The following is a 21,764-nucleotide window of genomic DNA, read 5'->3' on the forward strand; positions in this document are numbered from 1 at the left end:
TGAGTTCGCTTTTTCTTGGATTCATTGTTATTCATAAAATAAGTCTAAATTGTGTAAACTTATTTCAGGACGGGACACTATAAATAAAAAAGACTGTCTAACAAGACAGCCTTTTTTGAATTTATTTAATTTCGAAATCTTCCATGAATTTCGTAGTGTAATTACCAGCTACGTAATCTGGATGATCCATTAATTGTCTGTGGAAAGGAATTGTAGTTTTAATTCCTTCGATGATATACTCATCTAAAGCACGCTTCATTTTATTAATTGCTTCTTCACGAGTTTGTGCAGTTACAATTAATTTAGCGATCATAGAATCGTAGTTTGGTGGAATTGTATACCCAGCATATGCATGCGTATCAATACGAACTCCGTGACCACCTGGCTCATGGTAAGAAGTAATCTTTCCAGGAGAAGGTCTAAAGTTCTTGTGAGGATCTTCTGCATTAATTCTACATTCGATCGAGTGTAACTGTGGAGTATAGTTTTTACCAGAAATAGGCACTCCAGCAGCAACTAAAATTTGCTCACGAATTAAATCGTAATCAACAACCTCTTCAGTAATTGGATGCTCTACTTGAATACGAGTATTCATCTCCATAAAGTAGAAGTTACGGTGTTTGTCTACTAAGAATTCAACAGTACCAGCTCCTTCGTACTTAATATATTCAGCAGCTTTTACTGCAGCTTCTCCCATTGCATTTCTTAATTCATCTGTCATGAACGGAGAAGGAGTTTCCTCAGTTAATTTTTGGTGACGACGTTGTACAGAACAATCTCTTTCAGATAAGTGACAAGCCTTACCAAATGAATCACCAACAATTTGAATTTCAATATGTCTTGGTTCTTCAATTAATTTTTCCATGTACATTCCGTCGTTTCCGAAAGAAGCTTTTGCTTCCATACGAGCAGAATCCCAAGCAGGTTTTAAATCTTCCTTGTTCCACACGGCACGCATCCCTTTTCCACCACCACCAGCGGTAGCTTTTAACATTACAGGGAATCCCATATCAACGGCGATTTTTTCTGCTTCTTCGTAAGAATCTAAAATTCCTTCAGAACCAGGAATACAAGGTACACCTGCAGCAATCATTGTTGCTTTAGCTGTAGCTTTATCTCCCATTTTAGAAATCATTTCTTCTGAAGCTCCGATAAATTTAATTTCGTGCTCTTCACAAAGTTTAGAGAACTTTGCATTTTCAGAAAGGAATCCATAACCTGGGTGAATTGCATCTGCATTTGTAATTTCTGCAGCAGCAATAATTCTATCCATTTTTAAGTAAGATTCGTTACTTGGCGCAGGTCCAATACAAACTGCTTCATCAGCAAATCTTACATGTAAACTTTCTGCATCAGCCTTAGAGTAAACAGCTACTGTTTTTATACCCATTTCTTTACAGGTACGAATTACACGAAGTGCAATTTCACCTCTATTGGCAATTAATATTTTTTTAAACATAATTGTAATAGTTAATTAATAGCTCAATCGATTAAGCTATACGATAAATTAAGATGGGTCAACTAAGAATAATGGTTGATCAAATTCAACAGGAGTTGAATCATCTACTAATACTTTTACGATTTTTCCTGAAACTTCAGATTCAATCTCATTGAAAAGTTTCATTGCCTCAATGATACATACAGTATCTCCAGTTTTAATTTCATCTCCAACTTCTACAAAAACAGGCTTATCAGGAGACGGCTTACGGTATAAAGTACCAATAATTGGAGATTTTATAGTAACGTATTTAGAATCGTCATCTGATTTAGCTGGTGCAGCTGGGGTAGCAGCTTCAGCAACTGGTTGCGCAACTACTTGAGGAGCAGCAGCGATAGGTGCAGCAGCTTGAATAATTTTTGTCTCTGGTGCATCAGATCCAGTCTTAATGGTGATTTTTACATCATCCATTTCTAGCTTTACCTCGCTAGCGCCAGATTTTGCTACGAACTTAATAAGATTTTGAATTTCTTTAATGTCCATTGTCTATAATTTTAGTTGATTGTGTCTATTTATTATACGCCCATTTTAAGTAGATAGCTCCCCAAGTGAAACCACCACCAAATGCAGCAAAAATTAAATTATCACCTTTTTTAAGTTCTTTTTCATAGTCTGCAAGTAATAATGGTAAAGTAGCAGAAGTTGTATTTCCATACCTACTTATGTTCATCATTACTTTTTCTTCAGCTAAACCAATTCTGTTGGCAGTAGCTTCAATAATTCTTTTATTAGCTTGATGAGGAACTAACCAATTTACAGTTTCTTTAGTTAAATTGTTTCGTTCTAATATTTTCTCCGATACATCTGCCATGTTAGAAACTGCGAACTTAAATACAGTTCTACCTTCTTGATGCACGTAATGTTGATTGTTCTTAATTGTTTCTTCAGAAGTAGGTAAAATAGAACCTCCTGCGTCAATCTTTAAGAATTCTCTTCCGATACCATCACTTCTTAAATATTCATCTTGGAATCCTAAACCTTCTTCATTAGGTTCAAATAAAGCAGCTCCAGCCCCATCACCAAAAATGATACATGTTGCTCTATCTGTATAGTCTATAATAGAAGACATTTTATCTGCTCCAATTAATAATACTTTTTTATATCTACCAGATTCTATATAACTAGAAGCTGTAGACATACCATATAAAAAGCTTGAACAAGCTGCTTGTAAATCGTAAGCGAATGCATTTACAGCTCCAATTTTAGTAGCTGTATATACTGCTGTCGACGCAACTAACATATCAGGTGTTGCAGTTGCTACAATAACTAAATCAATCTCTTCTGGATTAATATTATTCTTGCTTATTAAATCTTCAGCTGCTTTAATGGCTAAGTAAGAAGTACCTTCGCCTTCTTTCTTTAATATTCTTCTTTCTTTAATTCCGGTTCTTGAGGTGATCCACTCATCGTTGGTATCTACCATAGTTTCCAACTCTTGGTTGGTTAGAATGTAGTCAGGAACATATTTTCCTACTGCTGTAATTGCTGCAGTTATTTTAGCCATGTTTGTTACTTATAGTAAATTTAGTTTTCAAAAGTAGTGATTTTTTTTTCACTTGAAAACGAAAAAAACGCCAAAAACTTTCGTTTTTGACGTTAAATATGTTAAACTATAAAATCTTTATAGAAGTTATAATGTATTAAGCTTCAGCTTCAGTACTATCGATTACCACTTGACCACGGTAATATAATTTACCTTCATGCCAGTGAGCTCTGTGATATAAATGTGCTTCTCCAGTAGTAGGATCAACAGCTATCTGAGGCATAGTAGCTTTATAGTGAGTTCTTCTCTTATCTCTTCTAGTTTTTGATATTTTTCTCTTAGGATGTGCCATTTTATGTGTTTTTTCCTGTTAGTAAATCTTTTAACTTATCCCATCTCGGGTCGGTTGACTCATCTTCAACCGGTTTCTCTTTATTAATCTCTAATTCCTTAAGTCTCTTTAAAGTTTCAGACTCCATTGTTCCATTGACTACATCTGGATGTACTCTTTTCTTAGGAACGGAAAGAATTATTAGTTCATAAATATATTGAGCAATATTTAATTGATATTCTTCATGAGGAATGATTAAAATTTCTTCATTTTCATCGTTAAATTCTTGTCCGAACTTAACAATCAATTTATAATCTCCTTCAATTGGTTGATCAAATAATTCACTTGTTAAATCACAAGGTACGTTTACAGATCCACTAATTGAGAACAAAACTTCAAATAAAGTACTCTTTTTTATGAACTCAACGTCAACTATAACATTAGTTTCGTTGAATTCTTCATACTGAAATTCTTTAAAGAACGTGTTGTCAATTTGGTATTGAAACTCGTGGCTACCTTCTTTTAAGCCTACAAAAGGAATACTATATTCTTTTAAACCTTTCATTTACAATATCAATTTGAGGGCGCAAATATAATAAAATATTTTTTTAAAAAAGAAGAATTAGAACTATTTTGATTTTAATGTATTCGACTCTAATTCAATATTTTCTTTTCTGTTTCTATAAATTTTTAAAGAACTAAATAAAGCTTCTTTAAAAGATTCTACGTTTGCCTTGTTTTTTCCTGCAATATCAAAACCTGTCCCATGGTCTGGAGAAGTTCTAATTCTGTTAAGTCCAGCAGTGAAATTTACACCGTTTCCAAAGGATAAGGCTTTGAAAGGAGCTAATCCTTGATCGTGATACATTGCTAAAACTCCATCAAATTGCTGATAAGTCTTAGAGCCAAAGAAACCATCAGCAGCATAAGGTCCGAAAACCATTTTTCCAGTTTTTTTAATCTCAGTTATTGTTGGACGTATAATATCGTCGTCTTCTTTACCCATTACACCTTTATCTCCACAATGAGGATTTAATCCTAAAATAGCAATTTTTGGTTTATTAATGCTAAAATCTCTTTTTAAAGATTGATGCATTATGTTTACTTTTTTCTTTATCAATTCTGGTGTAATAAGTTCTGTAACTTTAGAAACAGGCACATGACCTGTGATTAAACCTATTCTTAAATCTTCACACATTAATATCATTAAGCTTTCACCTTCTAATTCATTTTCTAAAAATTCTGTGTGTCCAGGGAAATTAAACTCCTTCGATTGTATGTTTTCTTTATTTATAGGAGCGGTTAATAATACATTAATAGTATCGTTTTTAAGTGCTTTAATTGCCATGCTTAAAGACTTTAATGCATATTTTCCTCCTTCGGGAGTTATTTTACCAAGTTCTACTTTTACATCTTCTTTCCAAATATTTAGTAGATTGATTTTTCCATGTACAATTTTATCTAAAGATTGAATGCCATGGATACTGTTATTTAAGTTTAATGCTTTTTTATGGAATGAAATAACTTTGTTAGAGCCGAAAATAACAGGAGTACAAAATTCTAACATTCTTTTATCTTCAAATGTTTTAAGAATTACTTCTACACCTATACCATTAATATCACCTATTGAGATTCCGACAATAATTTTATTCGTTTTTTCCATATTTAGAATACCTATGTTGTATTTTTGATGTTAACAAAAGTAACTAAATTTTAAGGAATGTTTACAGGTATAATTGAAACACTTGCAAGTGTAACTGAGCTTAAGAAAGAACAAGAGAATATTCATATTTCTTTAAAGAGTGAAATTACTAACGAATTAAAAATTGATCAAAGTGTTGCTCATAATGGTGTTTGTTTAACTGTTGTAGCAATTGATAATGACGAATATACTGTTACAGCTATTAAAGAGACTATTGATAAAAGTAATATAGGAGATTTAAAAGTAGGAGATGAGGTTAATTTAGAAAGAGCAATGAAGTTAGGAGATCGTTTAGATGGTCATATTGTTCAAGGTCATGTTGATCAAACAGGTTTTTGTAAAGATATCAAAGACGAAGGTGGAAGTACTGTTTTTACTTTTGAATATAATTCAGAGTTAAATAATGTTACAATAGAAAAAGGATCAATAACTGTAAATGGAGTAAGTTTAACCGTTGTAAACTCTAAATTAAATGAATTTAGCGTAGCAATTATTCCTTATACTTTAGAACATACAGTTTTTAAACATTTTGAAGTTGGAACAAAAGTGAATTTAGAGTTTGATGTTATAGGTAAGTATGTGGCAAGACTTCAAGAGTTTAGAAGTTAACATTTAAAATAGCTTTTAAATATTTAGCGTTGAAGTAAAAGTAGTTTTTTAGATAATTATTCTATATTTAGACTTTAAATAATTAACTATGAAAAGCTTATATAAGAGAATCTCTGCCGAGGTTCCTAGTGACTACACCAAACCTTCACAATCGTTTAAAAAGCATGTTTGGCTTTCAGTTCTAGGATTGTTAGCCTTTATTGTTTTGTATTTAGGTCTTACGATATGGTTTGGGCGATTGGCTTACAATTTAGCAATGGATGCCCATAATTTTGATGGTCATTTTTTCAATTATCTTTTGGCTTTTGGATTTGGCTTTCTGTCACTATTCATGGCAAAATCATTATTCTTTCTTAATAAAAGAGAAGATAATCCAATTCATAAATACGTAACGGAAAAAGAAGAACCTGTTTTATTTGATTATTTATATCAATTAGCAGATGAAGCTGGAGCTCCAAAACCAAACAAAGTTTTTCTAACAGATAGAGTTAACGCAAGTGTATCTTATGATATTTCTTTAATTAATTTAATTTTTCCTTCAAAAAAGAATTTGGAAATAGGATTAGGGATTACTAATGTTTTAAGTTTGGGAGAATTAAAAGCAGTTTTAGCTCATGAATTTGGACATTTTGCGCAACGTTCCATGCTTTTGGGAAGGTATGTTTATGTAGTACAACAAATTGCAGCACGTATTGTTGGTAAAAGAGATGCTTTTGATTCTTTTTTAGCAGGCTTGTCGAGAATAGATCTTCGTATTGCCTGGATAGGCTGGATATTATCAATCTTAGTTTGGTCTGTAAGATCATTTATAGAAATATGTTTTCGCGTAGTTGTAGTTGCTGAAAGGGCTTTGTCTCGTGAAATGGAATTTCAAGCAGATTTAGTTGCTGTTTCTTTAACTGGAAGTGACGCTTTAATTCATGCGTTATACAAATTACAGGTGGCAGATGAAGCTCATGAAAACGCAATTCAGTGTATGAGTGAGTTGTTAGGTGAAAAAAAAGCCATAAAAGATATGTATACTTTACAAAGTAATTACATTGAAAGAATGGCTGTTATATTGAACGATCCTGCTTATGGGAAATCTCCTAAAGTACCAGATCAATTTCCAGAAGAAAATAGAATTTTTGCCAATAAAAAATACAATCCGCCAAAGATGTGGGCAACTCACCCTGCAGATATTGATAGAGAAAATAATGCAAAAAAGAACTATATTTTTGAAGAGATCGATGAAAGATCTTCTTGGGAGTTATTTTCTGATCCAAAGTTTTATAGGGAGGAAATGACAAAACGTTTGATTAGTACAGCTAAAGTTGAAACTATAGATGAGGTTGAAGAGGAAGGAATTAAATATCAGAATAAATCATATTTCGATTGGACGTTTCTTGAACCAGAGTACAACTCTAATTTTTTAAATAGATTTCCATTTCAAAATTTTGAATCGTATGAAGATTTGCTAAATAAGGAAATAAAAGATGTTGATTTAAGTACTGCAGTAAGTAAATTATATCCACATTATATAAGTAATGACATACAGGAATTGCAAGAATTAGAAGAGGAAATTATTGCTTTAGAAGTGAGTAAAGACGAATCTTTAACTTTAGAGAAAAGAAAAATATGGCATAGAGGAAACGAGGTTAAGAGAAAAGATATTCCTGAAATATTAAAAGAGTTAAAAGAAGAAGTAGCTGTAATCAGAGAGAAACTAAAAGAACACGATGTTTTATGTAGATCTACTTTTCAGAAGTTAGCTAAAGAAGTAGATCAAAGTTGGGCAGATTATCATGAAAGATTGATCAAGCTTGTGCATTATAGTGAACATACTATGGCAAACTTAAAAGATGTGATGCGCAAGTATAATAATGTAATGGGTATTGCTTTAGCTGATGGAAATGTTTCAGACGACGAATTGGTTAGTATTTTATCTATAGGTGATACTTATCACATAACGCTAAGAAGAATATATAAACATGCCGAAACTTTTACATTGAATAACACGCTATTGAAAAATATGAATATTGATCATTATAATAGTTTGTTTGAAGAGTTTAAGTTGCCGCCTCCTAGTAAAGAGAATATTAATGAGTGGGTACAGGTTGTAGACGGATGGGCTTCTGTTGCTTTAGCAGCTTTGAATAAATTGAGAAATGAATCTTTAGAATTACTATTAGAGACTGAGAAATATATAAAACAAGCTTACGCAGAAAAACTTACTGAAAAAACTACAGCGGTAATTAAAGGTTTTCCAGATCGTTACGATACATTAATTCCGGGAAAGGAGAGGAAACTACAAACAAAATTAGGTATTTGGGATCGTTTTGTAACTGGAGATGGAATTATACCTTCCATAGCAAAGTTTGGAATATCAGGAGGTATTGTGTTTGCGGCAATTTTCTTTGGAAATCGTTCGCAAAAATTACCTTTATATATTTATAATGGATTACAGACTACAGTAAGTGTAACCGTTGGAAGTGAATTTTTCGAGATTGAACCTAATTATAACGAAGAATTACTAATCAATTATGGAACAAAATACATTATCAAAGCTAAAAATTCTGAAGGACAAATTATTGATAGTCTTAATTTTTCAATGAATGAGCATTCTGCTTATATGTACAACGTAGCTAATGCTGCTGTGATGATGAAATATCCTGTTTTTTATGGTGTTGGAGCTTTTACAAGTCCAAAAAGTGAGACAGAATTATTAAATGAAAATAAAATATTTCCTATAAAGGCAGATTATATATTAGTAGAACCACCTCAAGAAATTTCTATGCCTTCAGGAGTAAGTGTAGAGAGAAAAGATGTGTTGTTGGCGTACAGTGAGCAAGATCCGCAAGAATTGTTGTCAATTTTGAAAGATGAAGATCAGATTTCAGAAATGATTGAAACTCATGTAAAGTGGGATGATGATGATAGTAAACAAATTGTAAATTGGTTATACTCTTTAAGAGGAACAAAAGAAGGTTTAGCGGTTTTAAATTCAAGACTCAACAGGAATCCAAAGGAATTTATTAGTTTAAGAGCGTTACAAGATTTATCTGACTCTACAGCTCACAAAGATATTTGTAATAAACATGTAGAACTTGCTCGAGAAGAACCAGATAACCCAGATTTATATTATTTATCAATTCGATGTATCAAGGATGAGAAATTGAAAGATAGTAAGTTTTTAGAAGGGTATAAAAAATGGAATCAACACAATTGGCTGGCATATGCTTCTGGATATATTTATACACAAAAAAATAATCTAGAAGAAGCATATGAGGCTTACAGAGTTGCTGCCAAAGGTAATCCAACCATAAGATCAATGATAGCTTTAGATGTTGAAAGAATAAAAAGAATCTTGAATTTAAAAGGAAAAAAACGATACAGAACTATAATAAAAAATGAACAAGTAAAATATTATCAAAATCTAGAATTAGGTAAAATTGAAAATGGCGAAAATAATCCAGATTATATCTTTTATCTCATAAATAATGGTAAGATTGATGAGGCTTATAAATTGGTAAAAAAATATGGAGAGCGTATGAGCTATGTGAATTATTTTATAGCTGCATCAAAAGGAGTAAAGAAGGATTTAAGAGATAAACTAATTCGAAATTTAGATATTAACCAGCTTAATTATAATTCTGTTTGGCCTGTTTTAGGATTACATGTTTTAGATAATAAAGATTACACAGACTTATTACCTATTTTTCAACCATTAGATATGGAAGCGAAAGATGTTAATAAATTAATCTCTTTAATAAAGCAAAGAGATTTTTCTGGAGTAGATAATCGTATTCAAAACTTAACAACTCAGTGGAAAGCTCAAGTTTATGTTTTATCTAGTATTATTCAAAAAGGAAATATTCCAACTAACTGGAAAAAAGTGATTAAAGGAGGGTTGTTTATATCTGAAAAACCTTATTTAGGACTTTAATTTATTATAATATTTAAAAACATTAGAATTGTAAAAATAAGAAAGACTACCTTTTTGGTAGTCTTTCTGCTTATATAAATGAATGTAAATTGGAATAATTAATTCTTACATTCGGATAGAAGGTTCAAAGTTTAATTCACTTTTTTGTTTAAATTCCGAAACAATAAACACTTACTTTAACACGCATTTTACATTCAAATGGTAAAGCATGGTATTGATCACATGTTCCGCAATTCGAACCTAATGGTACATCAAAAACACCGTAACAAGTTGGAGAAGGAGGGCAATATGAATATTGGCCACCATTAATATTTTTTTGAGTGTTTTTATCAAGTTTTTTTCCTAAGTTTAATATTGTTTTTTTCATAATTATATTTTATTAAAAAGGGAAATCACCACTACTACAAGATCCATACTGTCCGCAATTATACATTGGATCGTTCCCCAAGAAATGATAATTACTTAACCAAAAACCTTGAGTTCTTGTACAGCAAAATTGATATGGTGTTGGTATATATCCACCATGGATTTCTTTTTGTTGAATTTTGTTTAGAGTCGCACCTAATTTTAAGATTGAATTTTTCATAATTTTAATGTTTAATTTGTTTAACAACTTGCACAGCAATATCCAGTAACTGAAGATTCATTATGGTATAACCATTGAGCATCTTCTACAGACCACCCTTTTTGCCATCCTGTAGCAGGATCATAAATCTGACAGTCTTGAGACATTCTTCCTCCGTTAATTTCTAGCTGTTGCGTTTTGTTTAAAGTTTTACCTAATTTTAAGATTGATCTTTTCATAATTTTTCAAGTTTTCTTATTTTATTTTAGAACAGAAGAACTTAATGCAAGTTCAAGTTCTTCTGTATGAATCTAACTTTGTGTATTTTTAATAAAGAACCCAACCTCCTCTGCCATCGCATACACCAGGACAGTGTGGTGGTCCACATTTAATGCTTGAAGTTGATGTAGGGCATACTTCAGCACATGTTTTAATTTTTTTGATTAAAACACCACCAATGATTTCTGTTTGATCAGCTTTACTCAAAGCTTTCCCAACATTCAAAATTGATTTTTTCATAATTGAAAGGTTTAAATTTGATTAAATCCTTGAACATTTAAAGACACTCAAGGTTTGTGTCTGTTCTTCGCGAAAAAAAATGTTCAAAAGGCAACGATTTACGTTTTCTTAAGAACAATAAGGGTCAAAAATAGCGTGTGTAGTATTTATGCATGCTCCGAAACTACAGCAGTCAAAAGGACCTCTGCAATCTTCAGATCTATAACACCTTAATCCTACTAAGCCGCCATTAATCTCTTTTTGTTCAACTTTATTTAAAGTTTTACCTAATGTTAAGATAGATTTCTTCATGGTTATATAATATAGATGCTTATACAAACTCCTTGTCCATTACCTAATGGTTCACAAACATGTAAAGCATCACAATAACCTCCAGGGTTTTTGCAGTATCTGATTCTGCTAAATCCACCATTTATTTCTTTTTGCTGATCTTTGCTTAAAGACTTCCCTAAGTTTTTAACTGATTTTTTCATGATATTTAGTTTTAAAAGATTAGTTGCATATTAAGGGATAGCAATTTCTCCTCTTAAACATTGATGTGTAAATACAGTTCCAATACAACATCCATTTGGTAATGGACCACCACCACAAGCTAAACATTGACTTGCTGGGTAAGTAGGGCATGAGAATCCTCCAGAAATACTTTTCTGTTCTGTTTTACTTAGAGGTTTACCGAAGTTCAAAATCGATTTCTTCATAAATATTTGTATTAAAGGTTAATTAAAAAGAGATTTAAATCAAGTTTTTGATTTTGTTCTCTTGTACTCTGTTTTTTTCAGATAATAGGAGTAGTAGCTGAACTATATAGTTAACTATAATAACATAAATGTTAAACTGGAAATTAGTTTACACTTTTAATAAGAATATGATTATTTATTCTTTTAAACTTACCTAGAGGTGTTTAAGAACAAAATAATTGACAACCGTCAAAACATATTCCAAGTTCCATTCTATCTTTTGAAGTAGCCACGCAATTGTCATAACATTCAAAACAAGTTGTGCCTCCATTGATAGATTTTAATTCATGTTTGTTTAGAATTCTTGTAGAATCTATGTTTATTAGTTTTTTCATGATATAGTGTTTAGTTACCCGACTGCTATAATTGGGTAAAAACCATCATCACAAACTATAAAACAACTAACAAGTAGTGTAGGTTTATTACGGCAAACACAAGGGATTGTATTCATGCCGCCTTGAATTTCTTTTTGTTGAGTTTTGGTGATAGGAGTACCAAAATTTAAAATCGATTTTTTCATAATCGAAATAGATTTAAGGTTAATTAAATCCTTGTTCATTTAAAGACATCAAGGTTTATGTCTATTCTTTGCGAGAGATTATTTTATTTTAAGACGTTTTTAAGTTGATAGAAGAATCTTTCTATTAATCTTAGGTCTTCGGTAATTATATCAGCATTACCCTGCATTTCTTGTCTAAATTCTAACTGCTTCTCATAAGAAGTTGTTAGTTTGTTGGGTAAGTCTACATCTATTAAATAATTACCTTCTTGATCTGGAACAGAAGAAATACTTCTTACTTTACCTTCAAGTTTACCAAACTCATCCGAAGGATAATTTAATAGTTTAATATGCACTTTTTGTCCGATCTTTATTTTACCGGAATTTGCAATAGGAGCTTTAATTTTTCCTAGAAAATCTTGAGCGTTATTCGGTATAATTGTAAAAATTAAATCCCCAGTTTTTACTGTTTGATTTCTACTCCAAAAAGAAAGAAATGAAACTTTACCACTCATAGAAGTAGTTAAAGCATAGTTGTTTTCCCAGTCACTAATAGCTTTTCTAAGAAGTAAAAAAGATTGTTTAGCTCTTTTTTGAAGACCTCTGTCGTTCTGAGTTTTTTTAATACTAGTATCATCTACATTTTGAGATGAGCTATTTATCAACTCTCTGATTTGTAAAATAGAAGCCTCCATGTTTGCATAACTTCTTTGTGCCTGAATGAATTCAACTTCTCGTTGTTCCATGTCTTTAGCGGAAATTACACCTTTTTCGAACATTTGTTTGCTTCTCTTTAGATCTGTGCTTTTAAAGTCTAATTCTCTTTTACTTAACTCTTTTTGATAAAGCATATTTTGAAGCCTTCTCCTGGCTTCAATTACTGACATTTGACTTGCCATTACTTGCGATTTAAAAGGAGCTAAATCTTTATTTAGTTTGTAGGCCTGATAATCATTTTCAAATTGAGAAAAACTAGAGTTAATATCTCCCAATACTAATGGAGGAATATCATCTAGTGGGAAGCTAAATTGTTCGTTATGAAACTCAATCGTATCTACGATGCTTTTTAAAAATAACACATCTTTATAAGAAGCACTATTTTTAATAACAGCTAAAATTTCATTTTGCTTAACTTCTGTACCTTCATTGGCTAATAAAACTTCAAATTGTCCAGATGCTCTTGCAAAAATTTTCTCCGGAGGTGTAGCTGTGGTCACCATAACCTGAGTTTTAATAACATCTGGGTATTTTACAAACCAAGAAATGAAAAGTAACATGATTATTAATAATAATATTAACATATTACCATACCTAATCATCCAACTTGGTACTTTGCTAAGTATTTCTTGAACTTCTTCGCTTCTAATCTCTATGTCTTGACTATTCTGTGGCATTTATTATTATAAGAAGTGAGGGATTGCTCCCTCACTATAATTAGTATTAACAGTAAATTCTTACTTGGAAACCAGATGTACCGAAAAATGTAGTACATGGTTCACATCTTGTGCATGAAGGGTTTGCTCCATTAGAAATAGCTGCTGCCATTGCAGAGTTACATCTACTTTGAGTTGTATAACAAGAACTTCCAATAAAAAGTTCTCCAAATCCTCCATTAATGTTTTTTTGTTCAGCTTTATTTAAAGCTTTACCAATATTTAAAATTGATTTTTTCATGATTTGAATTTTAGAAGGTTATAGGTATACAGGAATTTCACATTCAGCATGAGTTAAAGCACAGCCTTTGTGTTTTCTTGGTAATGCGTTGTATTCAGCACATGAAGCGCAACCAGGAATACTATCTGCATAACAAAAAGGACCAACATAATCGCTACAACTACCGAATCCTCCATTGATGTTTTTTTGATCAGCTTTATTTAAAGCTTTTCCTAAATTTAAGATTGATTTTTTCATAATTATTATTTTATTGATCACTATTTACTTGACTTAAGTCTAATTCACATTTACCATTTCCATCAGGTATCCAATATTTACATAAACATGTAGTACCATCAAATGATATTGCTATAATACAAGCTGGATTTGTTTCTGGTGTAAAATAAAAATCTCCACCTTTAACATTTCTTTGTTCAGCTCTGTTTAAAGCTTTTCCTAGATTTAAAATTGATTTTTTCATAATTGTTATGATTAAAAAGCTTGAACGCAACAGTTATTAAAACAAAATGTAGGACCATTAGGTATAATTCTATTTACACACTGGCTACATGAACCAACAGGGTATTTTTCAAATCCAGAACAAGTAGATCCAAAAATACCTCCGTTTATATTTCTCTGCTCTTCTTTTTTAAGAGCTTTTCCTATATTTAAGATTGATTTTTTCATGTTTTTTTATTTAAAAAATTAACATCCAGGTGTATTTGGAAATAAATAACATATTAAAGGATCTGGAGGTAAAGGTCCAGGACCTTCAGCTTCACGTTCTCTACAATCTTCAGTACCACAAATAGGATTGTTCCAACGTCCAGTACTGTAATTGCAATTACATGCAGGTTGTTCTGTATTACTTCCTGTTATATTTCTCTGTTCTTTTTTATTGAGAACTTTACCTAGATTTAAGATTGATTTTTTCATATTCTTATTTGAAAATACAGACTTTTAAATTTGGCATTTAGCATCTACAAGAGCACAAGTAGGTCCTGTTAAAAGTCTAAATTCATAACATGAAGCACAACCAGGAATGTTATCTGAATAACATTGTGGTCCATTATCACCAATTGCTTGGCATAATTCGCTACCTCCATGAATAGTTTTTTGTTCAGCTTTATTTAAAGCTTTTCCTAGATTTAAAATTGATTTTTTCATTATTTATAAATTAAGGATTGAATACTATACTGGATCTTGTGGTCCACCACCACCTGGGTTACCTGGAGGATTTCCACCACCACCATTTCTACAATAGCAGAAAAGAGGTTTGTAATACATTTCTTGTAAGTCAGGATCAGCACACCATTCAAAGCATGGTCCAGTGAATACACTGCCGCCACCTGCAACTGTTTTTTGTTGAGTTTTGTTTAAAACTTTACCTAGTTTCAAGATTGATTTCTTCATAACTCATATGATTTAAATGTTAATTAAATCCTTGATCAATTAAAGACATTCAAGGTTTATGTCTATTCTTCGCGAAAAAAATATGATTAAGACTATGTTATTCAGGACAAACTAAAATACAAGCATTATCTAAAAAAACATATTCACAACAACCAGCACCAGTATTGTCGTCACATAAAAAATCTATTGTTGGACAGTTGTTTCCAAAACCTCCGTTGATTTTCTTTTGTGTGTCTTTGTCTAATGCTTTTCCAATGTTGAAAATTGATTTTTTCATATTAATTATTTGATTTAAAAAATTATTAAATCCTTGATCATTTAAAGACACTCAAGGTTTGTGTCTATTCTTTGCGAGAGATATTTAATTTAACTACCTAATTCAAGTTGGTTTTTAACCAAATGGTAGTAACTACCTTTTAATTTAATAAGTTCTTCATGATTTCCTTGCTCTACGATTTTTCCTTTATCGAGTACAACAATCTGATGCGCATTTTTAACCGTACTTAAACGGTGAGCAATAACAACTGCTGTTTTATCAGCAAAGAAGTTATTCAGATTTTCCATGATAACTTTTTCATTATTTGCATCTAAAGCAGATGTAGCTTCATCAAAGAATAAAAATTTAGGATCTTTATAAACAGATCGAGCAATTAATAATCTTTGTTTTTGACCTGTACTTAGTCCGTTTCCTTCACTACCAATTTTGGTGTTATATCCAAGAGGTAGAGCTTCAATGTAATCTGATATATTAGCTACGTTAATAGCGTGACTTAATTTTTCTTTATCTACAAAATCTTCTCCAACAGCAATGTTTTTAGCAATACTATCGTTAAAAACATAACCTTCTTGCATTACAACTCCACAGTTTCTTCTCCATTCCTTTTGAGATATGTTTTTCAAGTTGAAATTACCAACTATAATTTCTCCTTGTTCTATTTGATAAAAACCAAGTAAAAGTTTCATTAATGTAGTTTTTCCACTTCCACTAACTCCAACAATAGCTGTGGTTTTATTTGCAGGTATTTCTAAGCTTAAATCTTTAATTACAGGTTCTAATCCTCCAGTATATCTAAAAGAAACATTTTTAAGTTTTATAGGATGATTAATAGGAATATTAGTTACTTTTTCGTCTCCTGGTTTTTCTTCATCTTCCATGTTGTGAATTTCACCTAAACGATCTAACGATATTTGAGCATCTTGAACGTCTCTCATAAAGTTAATAAGCTGCATGATAGGTCCGTTCAATTGACCAACAATATAACTTATGGCCATCATCATACCTAAAGTAATATCGCCATCAATAACAAGTTTTGCTGAAAGAATAGTAATTAACATGTTCTTTAATTCATTAATGAAATTAGAACCAACGCTTTGAGTTTGTTCTAAAGCTAAACTTTTAGTGGCAACTTTAAATAAACGAGCTTGAACATATTCCCAATTCCAACGCATTCTTCTTTCTGCGTTGTGAAGTTTAATTTCTTGCATTCCATTAATAAGTTCAATTACTTTACTCTGTTCTTGACTTACTTCTGAGAATCTTTTATAATCTAATTCTTTTCTCTTTTTGAAAAAGAATAGTACCCAAGCAAAATATAGTACACTACCTAATACAAAAACTCCGAAAATTTGTAAACTGTAAAAACCTAAAACAAAACTGAATATAATTAAGTTGATGAAAGAAAATAGTACAGATAGAGAAGAGGTTGTTAAAATACGTTCTATCCTTTTATGGTCATTTATCCTTTGTAATAAATCCCCAGTCATTCTTACGTCAAAATAAGATATAGGGAGTTTCATTAATTTGATAAAGAAATCTGATATTAATGAAATGTTTATTCGTGTGCTTAAATGTAATAAAATCCAACTCCTAATAATTTCCAGAGAAGCTTTACCAAAGAAAAGGAATAATTGAGCAAAAAGAATAAGGTAAACGAAATTCAAATCTTGATTTTCGATACCGACATCAACTACACTTTGAGTTAAAAATGGTAAAATAAGTTGAAGTAAACTTCCTGCTAGTAATCCAATAATTAATTGGACTACAAAACTTTTGTATCTAATTAAGTATTTAAAAATAAATGAAAAACCGAATTTTTCATCTTCTTCAAATTCTTGTGAATAAAATGCAGCAGTGGGTTCAACTAATAAAGCAATACCGTCTTCTGTATTTTCATCAGCATTATTGCCAATCCAATGTTTAATGAACTCTTTTTTAGTCAAAGTGATTAAACCATGAGCTGGATCAGAAATATATACGTTGTCTTTTTTTATTTTATAAAGAACAACATAATGGTTTTTGTTCCAGTGAATAATACAAGGTAAAGGTGCCTCTTTTAGTTTTTCAAAAGCTAATTTGATTCCTAAAGATTTAAAACCCATCGACTCAACAGCTTCGCTAAGACCTAATAAACTACTTCCTTCTCTGGTAGTTTCACTAAGTTCTCTAAGTTGTTGTGTGTTAATTGTTTTGCCATAGTGTTTGGCAATGATTTTTATACAAGTAGGCCCGCAATCTTTAGCCTCAGTTTGCTTATAATGTGGAAATTTTTTCAAGTATATTCTAATTCATTTGGTTAAAAACTCACACATAGTTTTCATTAAAATATAGTGTGATTTACATTGCAATTCTGAAAATTTAAAGTATAATTAATTGAGTGAAAACACTTAAAATGATTTTAAATAATAATGTTTTTGCACTAATTTGTTACTTTTTTTACAATAATTTAAATTTTAAGATTACATTTGCGGCGAACATTTTAAGACACTCACCTAGTGTGTCTATTCTTCGCGAGAGAATATTGTTCGAAAGGTAAAGTCGCTTTTGCGGCTTTGCCTAATTTTGATTCTCTACTTGAAGGTTCGATGTAGCCTGAAAGTGTTCCTCTAAATCTTCTATAAAAAAGATCAAGTCAGTTCTGTTGTATTCTTTAGGGAAAGATTTACCGTTTATTAAAATTTCTGGAGTAAAGTTGATCCCGTTTTCAACACACCAATCCTTTTCTGCTTTTAAAACTTCTGCAGGGTTTGTGGTTTGAGTACCTTTATTCCATTTTTCCAACCATTTTTCATGATCTGTACCACCATAAATTTCATCTAACGCAATTTTACAATCTTCTAGTTTTCCTGAATTATAAAGTTCAAGTAATGTACTTGTAACCTTTACACCAGCACTTTCTGTATCATCTACAGGAACATTAAAGCGAATAATAATTTTAGCAGAATCATTATACTTCTTTAATATTTCATCAACTATTTCATGTACTCCTTTACAATGTCCACAAAATGGATTTGTGACAGTTACTATTTCTAAAGAAGCATTCTTATTTCCAAAAATAATTTCGTTAGGGTTGTTAATATTAGTGTTTAAACTTGGAGATTTTACTAATAAACTATTAAATAAATTGAAATTTCTTTTAAACTTTACAAAATCAATTTTTTCCTTTTGTAAAGTGCTTAATTCTTTAGCCATTGGTTTAATAAAGTTCCAAGCTAAATACACACCAAGAAAAGAAACAATCGTAATTGCTATATCAGCTAAACTTGTGTTTGATATAATTGAAGATGGATCTCCATTTACAAAAATTAGAGCAGCTTGTACCCATAAAACACCAACTATAGTTAAACATAATAAACACCAAGATTTAACTACTTTGTATTGATAATATATTGAGTAAATTGTAATAGGTAACGAAGCTAAACTTATAAGATAAAGTGTGTTTAAATTACCAAGCAAAAAAGAAGCCAGTAAAACACTAGAAAAATAAACAATACTTAAGTCGCTTAATTTGTGGTTTTTAATTATTTCAGCTCCTTTTGAATTTAAAACAGCATCACAATCCTTTTTTTCATCTGTTCCAGAACAGAAAGCATTACCAATCGCTGTGCTTTCTCCTAATTCTTGTTTTAAAATACTATAACTTGTAATTATACCAAATACCGCTAGTATGCTATATGCATAATTAACAACACTATTGTCTTTATTTATTAATAAAAATAAAATCGAAGCGGCAACTAAACCTAATAAAACAATGTTTTTAACACCACTTTCTTCTTTAGTTGTAGTTATATCATCAGTCTTTTCAACTGCAACAATAATTCCTGTAAATTGAGTTAAAAATTCACCTTCAGTTAATTTCTTTTCTTTATTATCTTCTCCACTAATTACTGAATAACCAGATTTTTTGTTGTCTTTTTTTACAGTAACTAAGTCGTTTCCTTTATCTGTAGAAATTTGAGCAATAAAACTGTCTGGTAATTGTTGTAAAGTCTGAGTATCTGTTGGAATTTCAGCAGCAATATTTTCAATATTAAAATGGTCTAGAACACCTGTTATAGCATGTAAACTAGGGTAAGAAGGATGGCTTTGAATTTGAAAAGCTAATTCTTTCTTGTCATATACAATTCCGTTGTATGATAGTAACTTTTGTACTATCAATGATAATGCATTTTTCATAGGAGGCAACAGTACTTCAAAAAAGAAATACTTATTTTAAATTTTATTGATTGATGACTCTAAAGTTACAATTTTTTTTAAAATAGATATTTTTTGTTCAAAATTTAACATTTTTTTGTTTCAAGGATTAGCTGTTTTTAGGTGTGATTATATAGTTAAATGGTTAAAAAATTGTTGATTTTCAAAAAACTATAGGAATGTTATTGAAAATCATTCAACATTTTTAAATTTGTTAATACTTATATATTAAGATGGGAAAGGGGATTTTAAAAAAGCATATGCAAGAGCTGCATAACGATACAAGTATTAAAACAGATGAATTACAATCTTTTTTAGTGCAGTTTAAAGTTTTAGGGAATATTGGAATAAATGCAAATTCTATTTTTTATGTGTTGAATTTAAACACAATGAAATATGAATATGTAAATGATGCTTGTTTTAGTTTTACAGGGTATACATCAGCGGAGTTTTATGAAAAAGGAATGCATATTCTACCGCTTATTATGGCTGACGAAGATTTTAAATTATTAACGACTACTTTATTTCCAAAAATGAATGATTTTTCGAAAGATTTAAGTTTTAAAGAAAGGAGTAAAATAGTTTTTGAGATTTATTATAAAATGAAGCATAAAAGTTCTGGTAAAACTATTCAAATGGTTGAATTTAGTTCTTACACTAAGTTTGATGATAATGAACAACCAATTCTTTCAACAGGGTTATGTTATGAAACTAGTCAAGATGTTAATGGTGTTAAAGGCGTGGTGCGTTTAAATGAAGGGGAGAAACAAATTACTTTGTTTGAAGAAAAAATAACGTATAAGAAAGAAAAGTTAACAAAAACTGAAAGTACAATTGTTGATTTATTAATTGAAGGATTATCTAGAAAAGAAATAGCAAATCAACTTTCGATTTCTTTGCATACTGTTCATACACATGTGAAAAACATTTACAAGAAAGTAGGAGTTAATAAGGTGTCTGAACTTATAAAAAAGATTGGGTAAAAAATCTATTTAGAAAGAATTATATTTAATTCATTAAAATATGTAGTCTATGCTTTTAGTGAAGTTCCGGTTAAATCATTCAATTTTTTCTTTTTCTCTTTTTTTATTATTTGGATGTGTCTCTGTCCAAAAAGTTCCTTTTGAAAACATTGTTGATACGACTTCAAAAAAGATAATTTATCAAAACAAAAAGGTGTTTTCAACAGAGAAAGGTGTATATGCTTCAAATAAATTTAATGGAGCTAGGTTATCTGATTTCTTCCAAGAAAATGATTCTGTTTATACAGTTTTTATTCAGCCAGAAAACACTCCGATTAATAATAGTGCATATTACTCTTTTAAGTTATGGAGTGATCAGTCAGAAGAAATATATTTAAAATTTAAATATCCTCAAGGATACAAGCACCGATACATTCCTAAAATAAAAGCAAGAACGGAACATTGGAAATCTATAGATTCAAGTTTAATTTATAAGAAAGACTCTTTGTTTATGGTGAAGTTGAATCTCTCAAAAGATACAACTTGGGTTTCTGCACAAGAAGTGGTAACAGTTAAGGATACTGAAAATTGGTGTGGTAATTTAGTTCATTTAAAACCTTATGTACACTTAAAAAGTGTTGGTAAAACTAAGTTAGGTAGAAATATTCCTGTTTTAGATATCTATAAAGAATCTAAAGAACATAAGCCAATTGTTGTTTTATTAACTCGTCAGCATCCTCCAGAAGTAACAGGTTTTTTTGCTTATCAAGAATTCTTGAAAACAGTTTTAAAAGAAAACAAATTATCTGAAGTTTTTTTCTCTAAATATAGAATACTCACTTTTCCTATTGTAAATCCGGATGGAGTAGATTTAGGTCATTGGAGACACAATGCTAATGGAGTGGATACAAACAGAGATTGGTCTCAATATCGACAATCTGAAATTAAACAAATAGTAAAATATATTAGTAAGGAAAGTAAGAAATATAAAGGTAAAATTGTTTTAGGTTTAGATTTTCATTCTACTTATGAAGATGTGTTTTATACAAACAAGATAAGAGAAGGTACTTCATTTCCTGATTTTATAAAAGATTGGTTTAAAGCTTTAGAAAAAGAAATTCCGAATTATAAAGTGAATGAAAAACCTGGGAATAGTAAAAAACCAGTATCTAAAGGTTGGTTTTTGTATGGACACAATGCAGTTGGAATTACTTATGAAATTGGCGACGAAACTCCACGAGATCGAATAAAATTAATTGGTAGAATCACTGCAGAAGAAATGATGAGAGTTTTAAATCAATATTGATAAAAAACAAAAAAGCTTCACAAAAAGTGAAGCTTTAAAGGTGGTCCCACATGGGCTCGAACCATGGCCCCCCCTGATTATGAGTAATTAA

28 protein-coding genes are annotated in these 21,764 nt (G+C 30.6%); 4 read left to right on the forward strand and 24 right to left on the reverse strand.

The genetic code is table 11. The features are described 5' to 3' along the window. Positions 1-121 precede the first annotated feature (121 nt). From accC to pdxA, 6 genes are all read right to left on the reverse strand, one after another. On the reverse strand, positions 122-1,459 hold the full coding sequence (gene accC / locus Q1A46_RS11750; protein WP_299678574.1) for an acetyl-CoA carboxylase biotin carboxylase subunit: 1,338 nt from the start codon (positions 1,457-1,459) through the stop codon (positions 122-124). Between the two features lie 48 nt (positions 1,460-1,507). Continuing rightward, positions 1,508-1,981, reverse strand: a complete 474-nt coding sequence (gene accB, locus Q1A46_RS11755) for an acetyl-CoA carboxylase biotin carboxyl carrier protein (RefSeq protein ID WP_299678577.1) — start codon at positions 1,979-1,981, stop codon at positions 1,508-1,510. A 25-nt stretch (positions 1,982-2,006) separates the two neighbouring features. After that, the gene (locus Q1A46_RS11760) at positions 2,007-3,002 is read right to left on the reverse strand and encodes a beta-ketoacyl-ACP synthase III (RefSeq protein WP_299678580.1); all 996 of its coding nucleotides are present in this window, start codon (positions 3,000-3,002) and stop codon (positions 2,007-2,009) included. 136 nt (positions 3,003-3,138) lie between these two features. Beyond that, on the reverse strand, positions 3,139-3,333 hold the full coding sequence (gene rpmF / locus Q1A46_RS11765; protein WP_095069128.1) for a 50S ribosomal protein L32: 195 nt from the start codon (positions 3,331-3,333) through the stop codon (positions 3,139-3,141). 1 nt (position 3,334) lies between these two features. Then, positions 3,335-3,877 carry a DUF177 domain-containing protein gene (locus tag Q1A46_RS11770; protein ID WP_299678583.1) on the reverse strand — a complete coding sequence of 181 codons (543 nt, stop codon included), beginning with the start codon at positions 3,875-3,877 and terminating at the stop codon, positions 3,335-3,337. A gap of 63 nt (positions 3,878-3,940) precedes the next feature. Continuing rightward, on the reverse strand, positions 3,941-4,975 hold the full coding sequence (gene pdxA, locus Q1A46_RS11775; RefSeq protein WP_299678586.1) for a 4-hydroxythreonine-4-phosphate dehydrogenase PdxA: 1,035 nt from the start codon (positions 4,973-4,975) through the stop codon (positions 3,941-3,943). Positions 4,976-5,032: 57 nt separating this feature from the next. Here pdxA and Q1A46_RS11780 point away from each other — a divergent pair, with 57 nt between their 5' ends. Together Q1A46_RS11780 and Q1A46_RS11785 are read left to right on the forward strand one after the other, a co-directional pair. Next, complete coding sequence (locus Q1A46_RS11780) at positions 5,033-5,623, forward strand: riboflavin synthase (RefSeq protein ID WP_299678589.1); 591 nt, start codon at positions 5,033-5,035, stop codon at positions 5,621-5,623. An 88-nt stretch (positions 5,624-5,711) separates the two neighbouring features. After that, positions 5,712-9,548 carry a M48 family metallopeptidase gene (locus tag Q1A46_RS11785; protein WP_299678592.1) on the forward strand — a complete coding sequence of 1,279 codons (3,837 nt, stop codon included), beginning with the start codon at positions 5,712-5,714 and terminating at the stop codon, positions 9,546-9,548. A gap of 148 nt (positions 9,549-9,696) precedes the next feature. Here Q1A46_RS11785 and Q1A46_RS11790 read toward each other — a convergent pair whose 3' ends face one another. The 18 genes from Q1A46_RS11790 to Q1A46_RS11875 form a co-directional block, all read right to left on the reverse strand. Further along, positions 9,697-9,915 carry a hypothetical protein gene (locus Q1A46_RS11790; protein ID WP_299678595.1) on the reverse strand — a complete coding sequence of 73 codons (219 nt, stop codon included), beginning with the start codon at positions 9,913-9,915 and terminating at the stop codon, positions 9,697-9,699. 12 nt (positions 9,916-9,927) lie between these two features. Then, positions 9,928-10,134 carry a hypothetical protein gene (locus tag Q1A46_RS11795; RefSeq protein ID WP_299678598.1) on the reverse strand — a complete coding sequence of 69 codons (207 nt, stop codon included), beginning with the start codon at positions 10,132-10,134 and terminating at the stop codon, positions 9,928-9,930. 20 nt (positions 10,135-10,154) lie between these two features. After that, positions 10,155-10,352 (reverse strand): hypothetical protein, encoded by a 198-nt coding sequence (locus tag Q1A46_RS11800; RefSeq protein WP_299678601.1) that lies wholly within the window; start codon positions 10,350-10,352, stop codon positions 10,155-10,157. 88 nt (positions 10,353-10,440) lie between these two features. Next, positions 10,441-10,632, reverse strand: a complete 192-nt coding sequence (locus tag Q1A46_RS11805; protein WP_299678604.1) for a hypothetical protein — start codon at positions 10,630-10,632, stop codon at positions 10,441-10,443. A gap of 108 nt (positions 10,633-10,740) precedes the next feature. Next, complete coding sequence (locus Q1A46_RS11810; protein WP_299678607.1) at positions 10,741-10,923, reverse strand: hypothetical protein; 183 nt, start codon at positions 10,921-10,923, stop codon at positions 10,741-10,743. 2 nt (positions 10,924-10,925) lie between these two features. Beyond that, positions 10,926-11,105: a hypothetical protein gene (locus Q1A46_RS11815; protein ID WP_299678610.1), complete on the reverse strand. Its 180-nt coding sequence runs from the start codon at positions 11,103-11,105 to the stop codon at positions 10,926-10,928. Positions 11,106-11,135: 30 nt separating this feature from the next. Next, a complete protein-coding gene (locus Q1A46_RS11820) occupies positions 11,136-11,330 on the reverse strand; it encodes a hypothetical protein (protein WP_299678613.1) in 195 nt (64 codons plus the stop codon). Between the two features lie 642 nt (positions 11,331-11,972). Then, on the reverse strand, positions 11,973-13,262 hold the full coding sequence (locus Q1A46_RS11825) for an HlyD family secretion protein (RefSeq protein ID WP_299678616.1): 1,290 nt from the start codon (positions 13,260-13,262) through the stop codon (positions 11,973-11,975). A 46-nt stretch (positions 13,263-13,308) separates the two neighbouring features. Beyond that, positions 13,309-13,542: a hypothetical protein gene (locus tag Q1A46_RS11830; RefSeq protein ID WP_299678619.1), complete on the reverse strand. Its 234-nt coding sequence runs from the start codon at positions 13,540-13,542 to the stop codon at positions 13,309-13,311. A gap of 18 nt (positions 13,543-13,560) precedes the next feature. Further along, complete coding sequence (locus tag Q1A46_RS11835) at positions 13,561-13,779, reverse strand: hypothetical protein (protein ID WP_299678622.1); 219 nt, start codon at positions 13,777-13,779, stop codon at positions 13,561-13,563. Positions 13,780-13,789: 10 nt separating this feature from the next. Next, positions 13,790-14,002 carry a hypothetical protein gene (locus Q1A46_RS11840; protein ID WP_299678625.1) on the reverse strand — a complete coding sequence of 71 codons (213 nt, stop codon included), beginning with the start codon at positions 14,000-14,002 and terminating at the stop codon, positions 13,790-13,792. Positions 14,003-14,013: 11 nt separating this feature from the next. Beyond that, positions 14,014-14,208 carry a hypothetical protein gene (locus Q1A46_RS11845; RefSeq protein ID WP_299678628.1) on the reverse strand — a complete coding sequence of 65 codons (195 nt, stop codon included), beginning with the start codon at positions 14,206-14,208 and terminating at the stop codon, positions 14,014-14,016. Positions 14,209-14,226: 18 nt separating this feature from the next. Further along, entirely contained in the window at positions 14,227-14,457 is a 231-nt protein-coding gene (locus tag Q1A46_RS11850) for a hypothetical protein (RefSeq protein WP_299678631.1), read from the reverse strand. 24 nt (positions 14,458-14,481) lie between these two features. Continuing rightward, positions 14,482-14,688, reverse strand: a complete 207-nt coding sequence (locus tag Q1A46_RS11855) for a hypothetical protein (RefSeq protein ID WP_299678634.1) — start codon at positions 14,686-14,688, stop codon at positions 14,482-14,484. 24 nt (positions 14,689-14,712) lie between these two features. Then, on the reverse strand, positions 14,713-14,934 hold the full coding sequence (locus Q1A46_RS11860) for a hypothetical protein (protein WP_299678637.1): 222 nt from the start codon (positions 14,932-14,934) through the stop codon (positions 14,713-14,715). A gap of 97 nt (positions 14,935-15,031) precedes the next feature. Beyond that, positions 15,032-15,211: a hypothetical protein gene (locus Q1A46_RS11865; RefSeq protein WP_299678640.1), complete on the reverse strand. Its 180-nt coding sequence runs from the start codon at positions 15,209-15,211 to the stop codon at positions 15,032-15,034. 89 nt (positions 15,212-15,300) lie between these two features. Further along, positions 15,301-17,487, reverse strand: coding sequence for a peptidase domain-containing ABC transporter (locus tag Q1A46_RS11870; RefSeq protein WP_299678643.1), 2,187 nt, complete (start codon positions 17,485-17,487; stop codon positions 15,301-15,303). A gap of 280 nt (positions 17,488-17,767) precedes the next feature. Next, complete coding sequence (locus tag Q1A46_RS11875) at positions 17,768-19,369, reverse strand: vitamin K epoxide reductase family protein (protein ID WP_299678646.1); 1,602 nt, start codon at positions 19,367-19,369, stop codon at positions 17,768-17,770. A gap of 269 nt (positions 19,370-19,638) precedes the next feature. Between Q1A46_RS11875 and Q1A46_RS11880 the strand changes: the two genes are divergently transcribed. Continuing rightward, complete coding sequence (locus Q1A46_RS11880; RefSeq protein WP_299678649.1) at positions 19,639-20,388, forward strand: LuxR C-terminal-related transcriptional regulator; 750 nt, start codon at positions 19,639-19,641, stop codon at positions 20,386-20,388. A gap of 193 nt (positions 20,389-20,581) precedes the next feature. Next, positions 20,582-21,673, forward strand: a complete 1,092-nt coding sequence (locus Q1A46_RS11885; protein ID WP_299678652.1) for a M14 family metallopeptidase — start codon at positions 20,582-20,584, stop codon at positions 21,671-21,673. The last annotated feature ends 91 nt before the right edge of the window (positions 21,674-21,764 follow it).

Source organism: uncultured Tenacibaculum sp. (assembly GCF_947502995.1).
Classification (GTDB): domain Bacteria; phylum Bacteroidota; class Bacteroidia; order Flavobacteriales; family Flavobacteriaceae; genus Polaribacter.